Consider the following 17,364-nt stretch of genomic DNA (forward strand, 5'->3'; position numbering starts at 1 on the left):
GTTGGCATGGCGAACATGTTTGCCCTGATTCTGGTGATTGCCACACTGGTGACGGGCATTTTATGGTGCGTAGATAAATTCATCTTCGCGCCTAAACGCCGGGAGCGTCAGGCAGCAGCGCAAGCTGCTGCAGGTGATTCACTGGATAAAGCAACGCTGAAAAAAGTGGCCCCTAAGCCAGGCTGGCTGGAAACCGGGGCATCCGTTTTCCCGGTTTTAGCTATTGTGCTGGTGGTGCGTTCATTTATTTATGAGCCGTTCCAGATCCCGTCTGGTTCGATGATGCCGACACTGCTTATCGGTGACTTTATCCTGGTGGAGAAATTCGCCTACGGGATTAAAGATCCGATTTACCAGAAAACGCTGATCGAAACCGGCCATCCGAAACGCGGTGATATCGTGGTGTTTAAATACCCGGAAGATCCGCGTCTGGACTACATCAAACGTGCTGTCGGTTTACCGGGAGACAAAGTGACGTACGATCCGGTGGCGAAAGAGGTAACTATTCAGCCAGGATGCAGTTCCGGTCAGGCGTGTGAAAACGCGCTGCCGGTAACGTACTCTGATGTTCAGCCAAGTGATTTTGTGCAGACATTTGCGCGTCGTAACGGCGGTGAAGCGACCAGCGGCTTCTTTGAGGTTCCGCTGAATGAAACGAAAGATAACGGTATTCGCCTCTCCGAGCGTAAAGAAACGCTGGGTGAGGTAACGCACCGCATTCTGACCGTGCCAATCGCGCAGGATCAGGTGGGGATGTATTACCGCCAGCCAGGCCAGCAGTTGGCAACCTGGATCGTCCCGCCGGGACACTACTTCATGATGGGTGATAACCGTGACAACAGCGCGGACAGCCGTTACTGGGGATTTGTGCCGGAAGCGAATCTGGTTGGTAAAGCAACCGCTATCTGGATGAGTTTCGATAAGCAAGAAGGCGAATGGCCGACCGGTGTGCGCTTAAGCCGTATTGGTGGCATTCACTAATCGCTGATAATCGTTCACGTTGTCGTCATTATGGCGACAGCGTGAATTATTTCTCGGATAAATTCCCGCAGACTAACGACATCCCTTGTCGTTGTGTATAGAATATTCCCCCGAAGTTTGAGGTTGGCACCGACAGGTTGCCACGGCACACGAAACAGCGTTGGTTTGTGTATAAATGCATTCAGCCGAAGCGGGATGGCTAAGCGAAATGCGTATATCAGGTCTGTTTCGTGTGCTGAATTGTTGACGCATTCATTTATTGGTATCGCATGAACCCCATCGTAATTAATCGGCTTCAACGGAAGCTGGGCTACACTTTTAATCATCAGGAGCTGTTGCAGCAGGCATTAACTCACCGTAGCGCCAGCAGCAAACATAACGAGCGTTTAGAATTTTTAGGCGACTCTATTCTGAGCTTTGTTATCGCTAATGCGCTGTATCACCGTTTTCCGCGTGTGGATGAAGGTGATATGAGTCGCATGCGCGCGACGCTGGTTCGCGGCAATACGCTGGCTGAATTAGCCCGTGAGTTTGACCTCGGTGAATGTTTACGTTTGGGGCCAGGCGAGCTGAAAAGCGGCGGTTTCCGTCGTGAATCGATCCTGGCAGATACCGTTGAAGCTTTGATCGGCGGCGTCTTCCTCGACAGCGATATTCAAACCGTTGAACAACTGATCCTGAACTGGTATCAGACTCGTCTGGATGAAATTAGCCCAGGCGATAAACAAAAAGATCCGAAAACGCGCCTGCAGGAATATTTGCAGGGTCGCCACCTGCCGCTACCGTCCTATCTGGTGGTGCAGGTTCGTGGTGAAGCACACGATCAAGAATTTACTATCCACTGCCAGGTCAGCGGCCTGAGTGAACCGGTGGTTGGCACAGGTTCGAGCCGTCGTAAGGCTGAGCAGGCTGCCGCCGAACAGGCGTTGAAAAAACTGGAGCTGGAATGAGCGAAGAGAAAACTTACTGCGGATTTATTGCCATCGTCGGTCGCCCGAACGTCGGCAAATCCACCCTGTTGAATAATCTGCTTGGGCAGAAGATTTCCATTACCTCACGTAAGGCTCAGACCACACGTCACCGTATTGTTGGCATCCATACCGAAGGTGCGTATCAGGCGATTTATGTTGATACCCCGGGCCTGCATATGGAAGAAAAACGGGCGATCAACCGCCTGATGAACAAAGCGGCAAGCAGCTCGATTGGTGATGTTGAACTGGTTATTTTCGTTGTGGAAGGCACCCGCTGGACGCCGGACGACGAAATGGTGCTCAACAAGCTGCGCGACGGTAAAGCCCCGGTTATTCTGGCTGTGAACAAAGTTGACAACGTTCAGGAAAAAGCCGATTTACTGCCGCACCTGCAGTTTCTGGCAAGCCAGATGAACTTCCTTGATATTGTCCCGATTTCTGCCGAAACCGGCCTGAATGTTGATACCGTTGCGGGCATCGTGCGTAAGCACCTGCCGGAAGCCATTCATCACTTCCCGGAAGATTACATCACCGACCGTTCTCAGCGCTTTATGGCGTCTGAAATCATCCGTGAAAAGCTGATGCGTTTTCTGGGGGCTGAACTGCCGTACTCCGTTACCGTGGAGATTGAACGTTTTATCTCTAACGAACGCGGTGGTTACGATATTAACGGGCTGATCCTCGTTGAACGTGAAGGGCAGAAGAAGATGGTTATTGGCAACAAAGGGGCCAAAATTAAAACCATCGGCATCGAAGCGCGTAAAGACATGCAGGAGATGTTCGAAGCGCCCGTTCACCTCGAGCTGTGGGTGAAAGTGAAATCCGGCTGGGCCGATGACGAGCGCGCGCTGCGTAGCCTCGGTTACGGCGACGACGTCTAATTTTTCATAGGTTATGGCTTTCGAGGTGCAGGAAGGCGGCAAGACCGCAGATCCTCGGGAGCTTACTCAAGTGAGTGACTGGGGTGAGTGGGCGCAGCCAACACACCTGCAGCTTGAAAGACGGCGGGTATGATGGAAGGATGGCAACGCGCTTTTGTCCTGCATAGCCGCCCGTGGAGCGAAACCAGTCTCGTGCTGGACGTCTTCACGGAAGAATCGGGTCGTGTGCGCCTGGTGGCTAAAGGCGCGCGCTCCAAACGTTCTAATCTCAAAGGCGCGCTCCAGCCTTTTACTCCGTTGTTGCTTCGCTTTGGTGGACGTGGTGAGGTCAAAACCTTACGCAGTGCCGAAGCCGTTTCTCTGGCTCTCCCCCTTAGCGGTATCACACTGTACAGCGGCTTGTATATCAACGAGCTTATCTCTCGCGTACTTGAGTATGAGACCCGCTTTTCTGAACTCTTTTTCGACTACCTCAACTGTATTCAGGCGCTGGCTGGCGCGACGGGTTCGCCAGAGCCTGCGCTGCGTCGCTTTGAGCTGGCCTTACTTGGACATCTGGGGTACGGCGTCGATTTTACCCACTGTGCGGGTAGTGGCGAGCCGGTGGACGACACCATGACCTATCGTTACCGGGAAGAAAAAGGGTTTATCGCAAGCGTAGTGATTGATAACGCCACCTTTACCGGACGCCATCTGAAAGCACTCGAATCGCGGGAATTTCCGGATGCTGATACGCTTCGCGCCGCGAAACGCTTTACCCGCATGGCGTTAAAGCCGTATCTTGGTGGTAAGCCGTTAAAAAGCCGGGAACTGTTCCGGCAATTTATGCCAAAACGCGCAGTAAAAACAAAAAATGATTAACGAGGATGGATTGCCATGGCCGAATTACTGTTAGGCGTCAACATTGACCACATTGCCACTTTACGTAATGCACGTGGCACCGCATACCCTGACCCGGTTCAGGCGGCGTTTATCGTTGAGCAGGCGGGCGCAGACGGCATTACCGTGCACCTGCGTGAAGACCGTCGCCATATTACCGATCGCGACGTGCGCATTTTGCGCCAGACGCTGGATACGCGTATGAATCTGGAAATGGCGGTAACCGAAGAGATGCTGGCGATTGCCGTTGAGACTAAGCCGCATTTTTGCTGCCTGGTGCCGGAAAAACGTCAGGAAGTGACGACTGAAGGTGGCCTGGATGTCGCGGGTCAGCGTGACAAGATGCGTGATGCCTGCAAACGCCTGGCGGACGCAGGCATTCTGGTTTCGCTGTTTATCGATGCTGATGACGAACAGATTAAGGCCGCTGCTGAAGTCGGCGCGCCGTACATCGAAATTCACACCGGCTGTTACGCCGATGCGAAAACCGACGCTGAACAGGCCAGCGAACTGGCGCGTATCGCCAAAGCGGCGACCTTTGCCGCCAGCCTTGGTCTGAAGGTGAATGCGGGGCACGGCCTGACGTACCACAACGTTAAAGCCATCGCGCGGATCCCGGAAATGCACGAGTTGAACATTGGCCATGCCATTATCGGCCGCGCGGTGATGAGCGGTCTGAAAGATGCAGTAGTCGAAATGAAGCGCCTGATGCTGGAAGCGCGTGGCTAATGGCGATTCTGGGATTAGGTACGGATATCGTGGAGATTGCCCGCATCGAAGCGGTGATCTCCCGTTCCGGCGACCGTCTGGCAAGACGCGTGCTCAGCGACAACGAATGGGCAATCTGGGAGACGCATCAGCAACCGGTGCGCTTTCTGGCGAAGCGTTTTGCGGTCAAAGAGGCGGCAGCAAAAGCCTTTGGTACAGGTATTCGCAACGGTCTGGCGTTTAATCAGTTTGAAGTCTTTAACGACGAACTCGGTAAGCCGCGTCTGCGGTTATGGGGGGAGGCGTTAAAACTGGCGGAAAAACTCGGCGTCGCACATATGCATGTGACGCTGGCCGATGAGCGTCACTACGCCTGCGCCACGGTGATTATCGAGAGCTAACGTTTTGTCGACCTGATAAGCATCGCGTCATCAGGCAACGTTACAGCTTATCGGCGTGGTGCATCAGTACAAACTTATCCCACAGCTGCTCTTCCGTTTCGACATGTGCCGGATCTTTCAAAATAGTATTGGGGATCGGGCACACCTTCTGACAGGTTGGTGTGTCGTAATGGCCTACGCATTCCGTACACTTGTCGCTGTTAATCTCGTAAATGCTGTCACCCATCGAAATCGCCTCATTCGGGCATTCGGGCTCGCACATATCGCAATTGATACACTTTTTAGTGATTAACAGGGCCATCAGGAAACTCTCAAAACATCACAAATCGGGCGGGCATTATACGCGCATTCTTTGCTCAGACCAGTTTTTTTACCAGTGCTTCGCTGTGGCGAATGCGTTCCGGAGCATGCTCCAGATCTTGCTGCACCAGCGCCATAAACAGTAAATCAGTGAGCATCATTTGCGCATGGGTAGAGGAAATCGCTGCGCTGCGCGTGGCCTGTTCTTCAGCTATCGTGTACAGACAATGAGTTGCGCGCTGTTGCAGGGCGTTAGGGGTAAATCCGGTGATGGCGAGAATTTTGGCTCCGGCGCGCAACGTTTCATCCGCAGCCAGGTTGAGTTCGCGGCGTTCTCCGGTATACGAAATGGCCAGCAGCAGATCGTTGGGTGAAAGCGCCTGCACCGCCGCCAGCAGGGCGTGCATATCGCGTTCAACCACCGCGTTAAACCCAATCTTTAGCAGTTTCCAGGCAAAATTCTGCGCTACCAGACCCGATGCGCCAATCCCGGTCAGGATAATGCGCCGGGCTGAGCGCAGCATCGTGACGCTCTCTATCAGTTTCTCTTCGCTGTTGACGTCCAGCGTCGCATGCATCGCCGCCACGTTCTCTTTAATCAGCTTTTCGCCCACCATACGCATGGGGTCGTCACCGCGAATCTGATTATGCACCGGAATGGAATGAGGGTTGGGATTGCTGGCCAACGCTTCGCTAATCGCCAGTTTCAGCGCCGGAAACCCTTTAAAGCCCATCTTTTGCGCGAACTTCACCACGCTGGACTGGCTGACGCCTGCTTCAAAGGCCAGTTGCTGTGAGCTGAGATGACGCGCGGTATCCGGCTGAGCAAGAAGATAATCCGCAAGTTTTTTATCGCTTTGCGCGAGGTCCGGGTAACGCTGACGAATGCGAATTAAACAGTTCATGCTGTCTCCTGGCGAAAACGTGATGGCGATTGCAAAACAAAATTTCACTCGCCTGGATGAATATAATATTCCATTATGACAGATTATTATGAATTAAAAATTCCTAAGGAACAAAAAATGAATCTCGGTGCATTAGTTTCAGAAACCCGCAATCCACAGACCATGGATCTGGATGCGCTCTCAACGTTGGAGTTGGTTCATCGATTTAATCAACAGGATACGCTGGTAGCGGAAGCAGTAAAAGCAACTCTGCCTCAAGTTGCGTGCGCGGTCGATGCGGCAGCCAACGCGTTAAAAGCCGGTGGACGCATTATTTACATGGGCGCAGGTACCAGCGGACGTCTTGGAGTGCTGGACGCGTCTGAGTGCCCACCGACCTTCGGTGTACCGCATGGTCTGGTGGTTGGGCTGATTGCCGGGGGGCCGGGCGCGCTGCTCAAGGCGGTAGAAGGCGCGGAAGATAACCCGCAGTTAGGCGAGGACGATCTGCGCGCACTCAACCTTACCGCACAGGATCTGGTGGTTGGTCTGGCGGCTTCAGGTCGCACGCCGTATGTGATTGGCGGGCTGAAATATGCGCGTTCGGTGGGTTGTACGACGGCGGCTATTTCCTGCAATCCGGATTCTCCTGTCGCGCATGAAGCGGATATTGCTATCTCCCCGGTGGTGGGGCCGGAGGCGTTGACCGGGTCAACGCGACTGAAATCCGGCACCGCGCAAAAACTGGTGCTCAATATGATCTCCACCGGTGCGATGGTGAAATTTGGCAAGGTGTACCAGAACCTGATGGTGGATATGCAGGCAACCAACGTCAAACTGGTCGATCGAGCGTGCCGTATGGTGGTTGAAGCCACCGGCATTGCGCGTGAACAGGCGCAAGCGCTGTTAAAGCAGACTGATTTTGACGTTAAGCCAGCGATTTTAATGGCGCTCACCGGCCTGGATGCCGCTGCCGCCCGTGAAAAGCTTGCCGCTCACCAGGGTTTTTTACGCGCGGCGTTAGAACACTAAGAGGTGTATATGGATAAGACGGCGGTGCTGGCCAGCGACATTCTGCTGGGCGTAGGCGGAGAGCAAAATATTCTGCGCCTGGAAAACTGTATGACCCGCGTCAGGGTGGAAGTTCAGGATGACGATCAGATTGATATTCCCCGTCTCAGGCAACTGCCCGGTGTTAGCGGTTACGTGAAGCAGGGCGCGCAGCATCAGATAATCGTCGGCCCCGGTAAAGCTGCCAAGGTGGTGGATGCCATGCGCTCCCTGATTGCCGGTGGCGGCGAGCGTGCAGATGTGAATAATATCGAGCGCACCAAATCAGAGGCCAAAGCGAAGTACAAAGCGCCAATGAGCGATGCGCTGCGCAAGCTGGCGAACGTCTTTATCCCTCTTATTCCGGCGTTTATCGCCTCCGGTTTGATTACCGGCATTATTAACATCCTTAAGCGACCGGATATCGTGGGGGATTTTGCGACCCATTATCCGAATATGCTGGGGCTGATGGGCATATTTGGTAGCGCCGTGTTTGCCATCATGAATATTCTGGTTGGGGTGAATACCGCCAAAGTCTTCGGCGGCTCTCTGGCGATGGGTGGGGTGATGGCGGGGATCCTCTCCAGTCCGCAGCTGGCGCAGATTACCCTGTTTGGCGAAGCGTTGCAGCCGGGGCGCGGCGGGGTGATCGCAGTACTGCTGGTGGTTGCGCTGATGTGTTGGATCGAGCGCAAATTCCGCGAGCTGTTGCCGGAATCGCTGGAGCTTATCCTTAACCCGCTGCTGACCACCATCATTACCGGGGCCATCGCGATTGTGGCGCTGCAACCGCTTGGAGGCTGGATTTCTGAATCTATCGCTCACGGCGCATCCTGGGCTATCGACCGCGGCGGTTTCCTGGTTGGTGCGATACTGGCGGGAACTTTCCTGCCATTGGTGCTCACCGGACTTCATCAAGGGTTGGTGCCCATCCACGTTGAGCTGGTACAGGCACACGGTTATAACGCGCTCTTTCCTATCCTGGCGATGGCAGGCGTTGGACAAGTAGGGGCTGCGATAGCGGTGTTGATGAAAACCCGTAATGCGCGGCTAAAGAAAGTGATCAAAGGAGCGCTGCCGGTCGGGCTGCTGGGCATTGGCGAGCCGCTTATTTTTGGCGTCACGCTGCCGTTGGGTAAACCGTTTATCGGTGCCTGCCTTGGCGGAGCGGTAGGCGGGGCGCTGATTAGCTACTGGAAGGTGGCGACGGTTATCACCTTTGGCATCTCCGGTTTGCCGCTGGCACTGACGATTGTTGCCGGAAAAGTGATGTTCTATCTGTTAGGCTATCTGGTAGCAGTTATCGCCGGGTTCCTGTTTACCTGGCTATTGGGGTTCAACGATCCAGAGGAATAAGGTTTGACCAATCACCAGCGCCGCGTTGTTTTTTTTGATTTGGATGGCACGTTACATCAGCAGGATATGTTCGGTAGCTTTATACGTTATCTGCTGCGTCGCCAGCCGCTGAACGCGTTGCTTGTGCTGCCTCTGCTACCGGTGATTGCGCTGGCGCTGCTGATACAAGGGCGCGCCGCCCGCTGGCCAATGAGCCTGCTGTTGTGGGGATGCACTTTTGGTCGTAGCGAGGCGCGCCTGAAAGGGCATCAGGCTGACTTTGTGCGCTGGTTTCGCAGTAACGTGACGGCCTTTCCGCTCGTTCAGCAGCGGCTGACAACCTACCTGTTAAGCTCTGACGCCGAAATCTGGCTTATTACTGGCTCCCCGCAGTCGCTGGTCGAGCAGGTGTACTTCGACACGCCGTGGCTACCGCGTGTCAATCTGATCGCCAGTAAAATGGCGTGGGGATTCGGCGGGTGGGTGCTGCCTCTGCGCTGTCTGGGCCATGAGAAAGTGACGCAACTGGAACGCCACATTGGTGCGCCGCTTCAGCTTTACAGTGGCTACAGCGACAGTAATCAGGACAATCCTCTGCTCTCTTTTTGCCAGCATCGCTGGCGCGTCACGCCGCGCGGAGAGCTGCAACAACTCGAATAGAGTAAACGATAGCGTCTGTGTATAATGCGCCCGCTTTGATTACTGGAGTTACCCCTTTGTCTGAAGTTGAATTTAGCCACGAATACTGGATGCGTCATGCTTTAACGCTGGCTAAGCGCGCCTGGGATGAGCGTGAAGTCCCGGTGGGCGCGGTATTGGTACATAACAACCGCGTGATTGGCGAAGGCTGGAACCGTCCGATTGGTCACCATGATCCGACTGCCCACGCTGAAATTATGGCGCTGCGTCAGGGTGGCCTGGTGCTGCAAAACTATCGTCTGTTGGATACCACGCTGTATGTCACTCTGGAGCCGTGTGTGATGTGCGCAGGCGCGATGGTGCACAGCCGTATCGGCCATGTCGTTTTTGGCGCGCGCGATGCGAAAACGGGGGCTGCCGGGTCATTAATGGATGTACTGCATCACCCTGGAATGAATCATCGGGTGGAGGTGACCGAAGGGGTGCTACGGGATGAATGCGCCACGTTGCTCAGTGATTTCTTCCGCATGCGTCGTCAGGAAATCAAAGCGCTGAAAAAAAACGCCAATTTGTAAATGCCGGTCTGATTGCCTGATGACGCTGCGCTTATCAGGCTTCCGAGGCTACTTGCCCTCTTTTTTCTGCGGTGAAAACAGCAGGGAAGGGGAGTGCGACAGGTAATTTGACGACGTCTGAGACAAAAACGCCGAAAGCGGCAATTCATTTTTACCTATTAGCTCTGCCGGCGTCACCGCCGGGTAATCCTGCGCCAGTTGCTGCGTTTCAAGCGCCCGTTTTTCTTTCTCCTGCAGATACCCCACCAGGCTAATCTGGTACTTACGGATATTTTCTACATAAGCGTAGGCTTCGTGGCCTCGCGCATAACCATAGGTCAGCTTGTTGTAATACGGCTTTTGGCTGAGCAGCGGCAGACGCTGTTTTACGTCGGACCAACTGTTCGGATTGCCTTTGGTTTTCACTGTCAGCGCCCGTGCATCCAGCATGTGCGCATAACCCATGTTGTAGGCTGCGAGCGCAAACCAGATGCGTTCCCCTTCGGGGACGGTATCGGGCACTTTACTCATCATATCCTGCAAATACCGTGCGCCGCCGCTGATGCTTTGTTCGGCATCGGTACGGTCAGTCAGTCCGAGACTTTGAGCGGTATTTTTGGTCAGCATCATCAACCCGCGTACGCCGGTCGGGGAAGTGGCCTGCGCGTCCCAGTGTGACTCTTGATAAGAGATTGCGGCGAGCAGTCGCCAGTCTATCTCCTGAGCATATTTCTCAAACAGCGGCTTAAGGTCCGGCAATACGCTGTCTACGGCGCGTAAAAAGGTGCGGGTATCAACATAGTCAAAATCATCGCCATGTCCGAGATACTTTTCTTCTAGCCGTGCCAGAGAGCCGTCTTCATTCATGGTGTTAAAAAAATCCAACAGGGCGGCAGACAGCGTGTTGTCATCGTCCAGGCGACTAAACCAGGTCACCGGCTGTTCGTCAGATACGTCCAGCGCTACGGCCAGTTCAGGATGTACGCGTTGGTATAAGCTGATGGCGACGGAATCGGCAATGGTGTAATCCAGCTTCCCGGCGATAACATCATCAAGCAGTTCAGTAGTGCCCTTTTTGTCATCCACCTTCCAGCTCAGATCGGGAAATTTATTCTCTTTAAGCAACTGGAGATCGTTAACCACCACGTGTCCCGGGGCGATGGTCAGTTGATTTTCGTTCACGGTGGCAAGAGTGCGCGGGCGGTATTGCCCAACCCGATACACCAACTGTTGTGAAACCGAATAGTAGGTCGGACCTGGCTGGTAATTTTTCACCCGCTCGCTGTTATATACCAGGCCTGCGGCTAACAGATCGGCATGACCGTTATCCAGGTCGTCAAAGAGCTGGCTGATGTTCTGGCGCACGGTGACTTTTAACTTCACGCCCAGGTAGTTGGCGAACGCCTGAGTCAGTTCATAATCCAGGCCGAATTTCTTGCCGTTGAGGGTCGCGTAAGTTAATGGCGAGTCGAGGGTACTGACGCGCAGTTCTCCCCGCGACTGAATGGCGGCGATACGATTTTCGGCTTTACCGAACCAGGGAATAGATGGCCAGAGGGCCGCTGCCAACAACAGCGTTAATATGCCGATGAACAGATAATTAATCTTTAATTTTTTCAATTAGTTAATTCTCTGAACCGTACGTTGTCTCTGCCTGCTGTGGTGATGATTAAGAAGTGAAGTCGTCATTAATGAGCGGCATTTTGCTTAAACTTGCGTCAGTTGGCAACTTATTCAGAAACCAGACCGCATTTGATGATAAGAGACGGTCGTGATTTTATTTCGACGCAAACGGTTTCGTCGGCGCGGTAGATTCTTTATAATGACGCCCGTTTCCCCCACTTGGGCACACCGAAAGCTTAGAAGACGAGAGACTTATGATGGAAATTCTGCGTGGTTCACCTGCACTGTCTGCATTCCGTATTAACAAACTGCTGGCACGTTTTCAGGCTGCCAACCTCCAGGTCCACAATATTTACGCCGAGTACGTCCATTTTGCCGATCTGAATGCACCGTTGAATGAGGATGAGCACGCCCAGCTTGTACGCCTGCTGAAATATGGTCCTGCTCTTCACAGCCATGCCCCTGAAGGCAAACTGCTGCTGGTTACGCCTCGCCCTGGTACCATCTCCCCGTGGTCTTCTAAAGCGACTGATATTGCCCACAACTGCGGCCTGCAACAGATTAGCCGTCTGGAACGTGGCATTGCCTGGTATGTAGAAGCCTCTACGCTGACCGCTGAGCAGTGGCAGATGGTTGCCGACGAACTGCACGACCGCATGATGGAAACGGTTTTCTCTGCGCTGAACGATGCCGAAAAACTGTTTGTCCATCACCAGCCTGCGCCGGTCTCCAGTGTTGATCTGCTTGGTGAGGGACGCCAGGCGCTGATCGACGCTAACCTGCGTCTCGGTCTGGCGCTGGCGGAAGACGAAATCGACTATCTGCAGGATGCGTTTACCAAACTGGGACGCAACCCGAACGACATTGAACTGTACATGTTTGCGCAGGCTAACTCCGAGCACTGCCGCCACAAAATTTTTAACGCTGACTGGGTTATCGACGGTAAACAGCAGCCGAAGTCGCTGTTCAAGATGATCAAAAACACTTTCGAAACCACGCCGGACCACGTGCTGTCTGCCTATAAAGACAACGCCGCGGTCATGGAAGGTTCTGAAGTGGGCCGCTACTTTGCCGACCACAAAACCGGCCGCTACGATTTCCATCAGGAGCCAGCCCACATTCTGATGAAGGTTGAAACCCACAACCACCCGACGGCTATCTCTCCGTGGCCGGGCGCGGCTACCGGCTCCGGCGGCGAAATCCGCGACGAGGGTGCAACCGGTCGCGGTGCAAAACCGAAAGCCGGGCTGGTGGGCTTCTCCGTTTCCAACCTGCGTATTCCTGGCTTTGAACAGCCGTGGGAAGAAGACTTTGGTAAGCCGGACCGTATTGTTACTGCGCTCGATATCATGACCGAAGGTCCGTTGGGCGGCGCGGCATTTAACAACGAATTCGGTCGTCCGGCGCTGACCGGCTACTTCCGCACCTACGAAGAAAAGGTCAACAGCCACAACGGCGAAGAGCTACGCGGTTACCATAAACCGATCATGCTGGCGGGCGGGATCGGTAACATCCGTGCCGATCACGTGCAAAAAGGTGAGATCGTCGTTGGCGCCAAGCTGATCGTCCTCGGCGGCCCGGCGATGAACATCGGGCTTGGCGGCGGGGCGGCCTCCTCTATGGCTTCCGGCCAGTCTGATGCCGATCTTGATTTCGCTTCGGTACAGCGCGACAACCCGGAAATGGAACGTCGTTGCCAGGAAGTTATCGACCGCTGCTGGCAGATGGGCGATGCGAACCCGATCCTGTTTATCCATGACGTTGGCGCGGGCGGTCTGTCTAACGCCATGCCGGAGTTGGTAAGCGATGGCGGTCGCGGCGGTAAGTTCCAGCTGCGCGATATTCTTAGCGACGAGCCGGGTATGAGCCCGCTGGAAATCTGGTGTAACGAATCCCAGGAGCGCTATGTGCTGGCGGTTGCCGCTGACCAGCTACCGCTGTTTGACGAACTGTGTAAGCGCGAGCGCGCGCCGTATGCGGTGATCGGTGAGGCCACTGAAGAACAGCATCTCACACTGAGCGACAGCCACTTCGATAACCAGCCGATCGACATGCCGCTGGATGTGCTGCTGGGTAAAACCCCGAAAATGACCCGCGATGTGCAGACGCTGAAAGCCAAAGGCGACGCCCTGAATCGTGGCGAAATCTCGATTGCAGATGCGGTTAACCGCGTGCTGCATCTGCCGACTGTCGCTGAGAAAACGTTCCTCGTGACGATCGGCGACCGTACCGTTACCGGCATGGTGGCGCGTGACCAGATGGTTGGTCCGTGGCAGATCCCGGTAGCCAACTGCGCGGTCACCACCGCAAGCCTGGATAGCTACTACGGTGAAGCGATGTCTATCGGTGAGCGTGCGCCAGTTGCGCTACTGGATTTCTCGGCCTCTGCGCGTCTGGCGGTAGGTGAAGCGCTGACTAACATTGCGGCAACGCAGATTGGCGATATCAAACGCATTAAACTGTCGGCTAACTGGATGGCGGCTGCGGGTCACCCCGGTGAAGATGCCGGGCTGTACGAAGCGGTAAAAGCCGTTGGGGAAGAATTATGTCCGGCGCTTGGCCTGACTATTCCGGTGGGCAAAGACTCTATGTCGATGAAAACCCGCTGGCAGGAAGGTAATGAGCAGCGTGAAATGACTTCGCCGCTGTCACTGGTGATCACCGCCTTTGCCCGCGTGGAAGACGTGCGCCACACGATAACCCCACAGCTCTCTACTGAAGACAACGCCCTGCTGCTGATTGACCTCGGTCTTGGTCACAACGCGCTGGGCGCGACGGCGCTGGCACAGGTTTATCGTCAACTGGGCGATAAGCCTGCCGACGTGCGTAACGTTGAGCAACTGAAAGGCTTCTACGACGCCATTCAGGCGCTGGTCGCGCAGCGTAAGCTGCTGGCCTACCATGACCGTTCCGACGGCGGACTGCTGGTTACGCTGGCGGAAATGGCCTTCACCGGTCACTGCGGTATTGACGCTGATATCCACTCTCTGGGTGACGATCGTCTGGCGGCGCTGTTTAATGAAGAGCTGGGCGCAGTGATCCAGGTTCGCGCTGCTGACCGTGAAGCGGTTGAGGTGTTGCTGGCACAACATGGCCTGGCAGATTGCGTGCACTATCTCGGCCAGGCGGTAACGGGTGACCGTTTCACCCTGAGCGCCAACGGTCAGCCGGTGTTCAGCGAAAGCCGCACCACGCTGCGCATGTGGTGGGCGGAAACCACCTGGCAGATGCAGCGTCTGCGCGACAACCCGGAGTGTGCCGATCAGGAACACGACGCGAAAACCAACGATGCCGATCCTGGCCTCAACGTTAAACTGTCGTTTGATACCAACGAAGATGTTGCCGCCCCGTACATCGCTACCGGCGCGCGTCCAAAAGTGGCCGTGCTGCGCGAGCAGGGCGTGAACTCCCACGTCGAAATGGCGGCTGCCTTCCACCGTGCGGGCTTTGACGCCATCGATGTGCATATGAGCGACCTGCTGGGCGGACGCATCGGTCTGGGTAACTTCCAGGCGCTGGTAGCCTGTGGCGGTTTCTCTTACGGCGATGTGCTCGGCGCAGGGGAAGGCTGGGCGAAGTCGATTCTGTTCAACAACCGCGTCCGTGATGAGTTCGAAACCTTCTTCCATCGCCCGCAAACGCTGGCGCTCGGGGTGTGTAACGGTTGCCAGATGATGTCTAACCTGCGTGAACTGATCCCGGGAAGCGAGCTGTGGCCACGCTTTGTGCGTAACCACTCCGATCGTTTTGAAGCCCGCTTCAGCCTGGTCGAAGTGACGCAAAGCCCGTCTTTACTGCTTGCTGATATGGTTGGTTCGATGATGCCGATTGCCGTTTCTCACGGTGAAGGCCGTGTGGAAGTGCGTGACCGCGCGCATCTGGCCGCGCTGGAGAGTAAGGGACTGGTGGCGCTGCGCTACGTTGATAACTTCGGTAAGGTGACCGAGACCTACCCGGCTAACCCGAACGGTTCGCCGAACGGAATTACTGCCGTTACTACTGAAAATGGTCGCGTCACCATTATGATGCCGCACCCGGAACGTGTATTCCGTACCGTGAGCAACTCCTGGCACCCGGAAAACTGGGGCGAGGACAGCCCGTGGATGCGTATCTTCCGCAACGCGCGTAAACAGCTCGGGTAATCAGCTCGATAACCCTTAAGCCCCTCCGCGTGAGGGGCTTTTTTTGTCTGTCATTTTGTATGCCGGATAAGGGAATTATGCGGCTATCCGACAATGCGTTTAAGTGTCGGGAAATCCCGACATAGGCGGGGTGATGCTGTCGTCAAAAAGAGACACTTAATTATATGATTTACAATGAATTTGTTTTTAAGTGCTGCAAGTGTTGCTGATTGGAGACAGTAAGGGTGAAAAATAGCCAAAATCATTTTTCATATGAATAAGAACATTTTCTATATTTATCATTGTGTTAATAAAGTGTTTTGAATATTGGCACAGATGCTGCATAATATAACCCAGTGGCTCATTCACCTTCTTATGTCAGCCCCTTCGGGACGTGCTACATAAACTTCGAATGACGCACAACAAGGTGCCTGCCGTCCAACATCTGATATTAGCATCGCTCATATCAACCTTCGGGCGAAACGTCGAGTTAGGCACCGCCTTATTCCACAACAAAGCCGGGTTAATCCCGGCTTTGTTGTATCTGACGTTCCCCTCAGTTAGCATCAACCTAATTCCTGTCCATTGAGAGTAACGCCTTGAAGCGCTGGTCTGTTTTCCCCCGATCTTTACGTCAATTGGTTACGTTGGCATTTTTGCTTATCCTGCTGCCGTTGTTAGTTTTGGCCTGGCAGGCGTGGCAAAGTCTGAATGCCCTGAGCGCGCAGGCGGCGCTGACGAACCAAACCACGCTGATTGACGCCAGACGCAGCGAAGCGATGACCAATGCCGCGCTGGAGATGGAGCGTAGCTACCGGCAATACTGTGTGCTTGATGACCCAACGCTGGCTAAGGTTTACCAGAGCCAACGTAAACGCTACAGCGACATGCTGGATGCGCATGCGGGCGTGTTGCCGGATACCAAGCTTTATCAGGCACTGCGTCAGGACCTCAACGATCTCGCGCAGTTACAGTGCACCAACAGTGGTCCTGATAGCGTGGCGGCGGCGCGGCTGGACGCTTTCGCCAGTGCCAATACTGAAATGGTACAAGCGACGCGCACGGTCGTCTTTTCTCGCGGGCAGCAGCTACAGCAGGAAATAGCCGAACGTGGGCAGTTCTTTGGCTGGCAGGCGCTGGTGCTGTTTCTTGTCAGCCTGGCGATGGTGTTGCTGTTTACCCGCATGATAATCGGTCCGGTGAAGGGCATAGAAAAAATGATCAATCGTCTGGGGGAAGGGCGCTCGCTGGGCGATAGCGTATTATTTACGGGACCCCGGGAGCTGCGGTCCGTGGGCCAGCGCATTATCTGGCTGAGCGAACGTCTCTCCTGGCTGGAGTCACAACGACATCAGTTTTTACGCCATCTGTCTCATGAGCTGAAAACGCCTCTGGCGAGTATGCGCGAAGGTACCGAGCTGTTAGCCGATCAGGTCGTTGGGCCGTTAACGCCAGAGCAAAAAGAGGTGGTCGGTATTCTCGATGACAGTAGCCGCAACCTGCAAAAACTGATTGAGCAACTGCTCGATTACAACCGCAAGCTGGCGGATGACGAGGTTGAGCTTGAACGTGTGGAAATCGCGCCGTTGGTGGAAAGCGTTGTTTCTGCACATAGCCTGCCGGCTCGCGCCAAAATGATACATACTGATGTTGCGCTTGCGGTGAACGCCTGCCTGGCAGAACCGATGCTATTGATGAGCGTGCTGGACAATCTTTATTCCAATGCGGTGCACTATGGCGCTGAATCCGGTAACATTTGGATCCGCAGCAGTTTGCATGGCTCAATGGTATACATTGATGTAATGAATACCGGCACACCGATTCCAGAAGCAGAACAGACCATGATCTTCGAGCCTTTTTTCCAGGGTAGCCATCAGCGAAAAGGGGCGGTAAAAGGAAGCGGGTTGGGGCTGAGCATTGCCAGAGATTGCATCCGCCGTATGCGGGGCAAACTGTATCTGGTTGATGAGCATGCGCAAAACGTTTGTTTTCGCATAGAACTGCCGCTATCTGCAGCGAAAAATCACTAAAATAAAC

Annotated in this window: 15 protein-coding genes; 12 read left to right on the forward strand and 3 right to left on the reverse strand. The window is 54.5% G+C overall.

Going from position 1 to position 17,364, the window contains the following annotated elements; all coding sequences use genetic code 11:
* The first annotated feature begins 6 nt into the window (after positions 1-6).
* From lepB to acpS, 6 genes are all read left to right on the forward strand, one after another.
* The gene (gene lepB, locus BZK42_RS20860; protein WP_016154048.1) at positions 7-981 is read left to right on the forward strand and encodes a signal peptidase I; all 975 of its coding nucleotides are present in this window, start codon (positions 7-9) and stop codon (positions 979-981) included.
* Positions 982-1,250: 269 nt separating this feature from the next.
* Complete coding sequence (rnc, locus tag BZK42_RS20870) at positions 1,251-1,931, forward strand: ribonuclease III (protein WP_003037579.1); 681 nt, start codon at positions 1,251-1,253, stop codon at positions 1,929-1,931.
* Positions 1,928-2,833 (forward strand): GTPase Era, encoded by a 906-nt coding sequence (era, locus tag BZK42_RS20875; RefSeq protein ID WP_003037581.1) that lies wholly within the window; start codon positions 1,928-1,930, stop codon positions 2,831-2,833. Before rnc ends, era begins: the two co-directional genes overlap by 4 nt.
* A gap of 132 nt (positions 2,834-2,965) precedes the next feature.
* On the forward strand, positions 2,966-3,694 hold the full coding sequence (recO, locus tag BZK42_RS20880) for a DNA repair protein RecO (RefSeq protein WP_016154047.1): 729 nt from the start codon (positions 2,966-2,968) through the stop codon (positions 3,692-3,694).
* 15 nt (positions 3,695-3,709) lie between these two features.
* The gene (gene pdxJ, locus BZK42_RS20885) at positions 3,710-4,441 is read left to right on the forward strand and encodes a pyridoxine 5'-phosphate synthase (protein WP_016157172.1); all 732 of its coding nucleotides are present in this window, start codon (positions 3,710-3,712) and stop codon (positions 4,439-4,441) included.
* The gene (acpS, locus tag BZK42_RS20890; RefSeq protein WP_003037588.1) at positions 4,441-4,821 is read left to right on the forward strand and encodes a holo-ACP synthase; all 381 of its coding nucleotides are present in this window, start codon (positions 4,441-4,443) and stop codon (positions 4,819-4,821) included. The genes pdxJ and acpS overlap by 1 nt, the downstream gene beginning before the upstream one ends.
* Before the next feature lie 40 nt (positions 4,822-4,861).
* Here the strand turns inward: acpS and BZK42_RS20895 are convergent, their stop codons facing one another.
* Together BZK42_RS20895 and BZK42_RS20900 are read right to left on the reverse strand one after the other, a co-directional pair.
* Entirely contained in the window at positions 4,862-5,122 is a 261-nt protein-coding gene (locus BZK42_RS20895; protein ID WP_003037590.1) for a YfhL family 4Fe-4S dicluster ferredoxin, read from the reverse strand.
* A 55-nt stretch (positions 5,123-5,177) separates the two neighbouring features.
* Positions 5,178-6,026, reverse strand: a complete 849-nt coding sequence (locus BZK42_RS20900; protein ID WP_016154045.1) for a MurR/RpiR family transcriptional regulator — start codon at positions 6,024-6,026, stop codon at positions 5,178-5,180.
* A 117-nt stretch (positions 6,027-6,143) separates the two neighbouring features.
* Here BZK42_RS20900 and murQ point away from each other — a divergent pair, with 117 nt between their 5' ends.
* Genes murQ through tadA form a run of 4 tightly spaced genes read left to right on the forward strand, consistent with a single transcriptional unit; the run spans position 6,144 to position 9,604 of the window.
* Entirely contained in the window at positions 6,144-7,037 is an 894-nt protein-coding gene (murQ, locus tag BZK42_RS20905; RefSeq protein WP_016154044.1) for an N-acetylmuramic acid 6-phosphate etherase, read from the forward strand.
* Between the two features lie 9 nt (positions 7,038-7,046).
* Positions 7,047-8,411, forward strand: coding sequence for a PTS transporter subunit EIIC (locus BZK42_RS20910; protein ID WP_016157168.1), 1,365 nt, complete (start codon positions 7,047-7,049; stop codon positions 8,409-8,411).
* A 3-nt stretch (positions 8,412-8,414) separates the two neighbouring features.
* Positions 8,415-9,050, forward strand: coding sequence for a phosphatidylglycerophosphatase C (yfhb, locus tag BZK42_RS20915; RefSeq protein ID WP_080860018.1), 636 nt, complete (start codon positions 8,415-8,417; stop codon positions 9,048-9,050).
* Between the two features lie 17 nt (positions 9,051-9,067).
* The gene (gene tadA / locus BZK42_RS20920) at positions 9,068-9,604 is read left to right on the forward strand and encodes a tRNA adenosine(34) deaminase TadA (protein WP_080860020.1); all 537 of its coding nucleotides are present in this window, start codon (positions 9,068-9,070) and stop codon (positions 9,602-9,604) included.
* Between the two features lie 48 nt (positions 9,605-9,652).
* Here tadA and mltF read toward each other — a convergent pair whose 3' ends face one another.
* Positions 9,653-11,203, reverse strand: coding sequence for a membrane-bound lytic murein transglycosylase MltF (gene mltF, locus BZK42_RS20925; protein ID WP_080860023.1), 1,551 nt, complete (start codon positions 11,201-11,203; stop codon positions 9,653-9,655).
* Positions 11,204-11,460: 257 nt separating this feature from the next.
* On the opposite strand from mltF, the gene purL reads away from it, so the two are divergent.
* Positions 11,461-15,348, forward strand: coding sequence for a phosphoribosylformylglycinamidine synthase (gene purL, locus BZK42_RS20935; RefSeq protein ID WP_080860025.1), 3,888 nt, complete (start codon positions 11,461-11,463; stop codon positions 15,346-15,348).
* Between the two features lie 578 nt (positions 15,349-15,926).
* The gene (qseE, locus tag BZK42_RS20940; protein ID WP_049282310.1) at positions 15,927-17,357 is read left to right on the forward strand and encodes a two component system sensor histidine kinase QseE/GlrK; all 1,431 of its coding nucleotides are present in this window, start codon (positions 15,927-15,929) and stop codon (positions 17,355-17,357) included.
* The last annotated feature ends 7 nt before the right edge of the window (positions 17,358-17,364 follow it).

The sequence above is a fragment of the Citrobacter braakii genome, from assembly GCF_002075345.1.
In the GTDB taxonomy this organism is placed as follows: domain Bacteria; phylum Pseudomonadota; class Gammaproteobacteria; order Enterobacterales; family Enterobacteriaceae; genus Citrobacter; species Citrobacter braakii.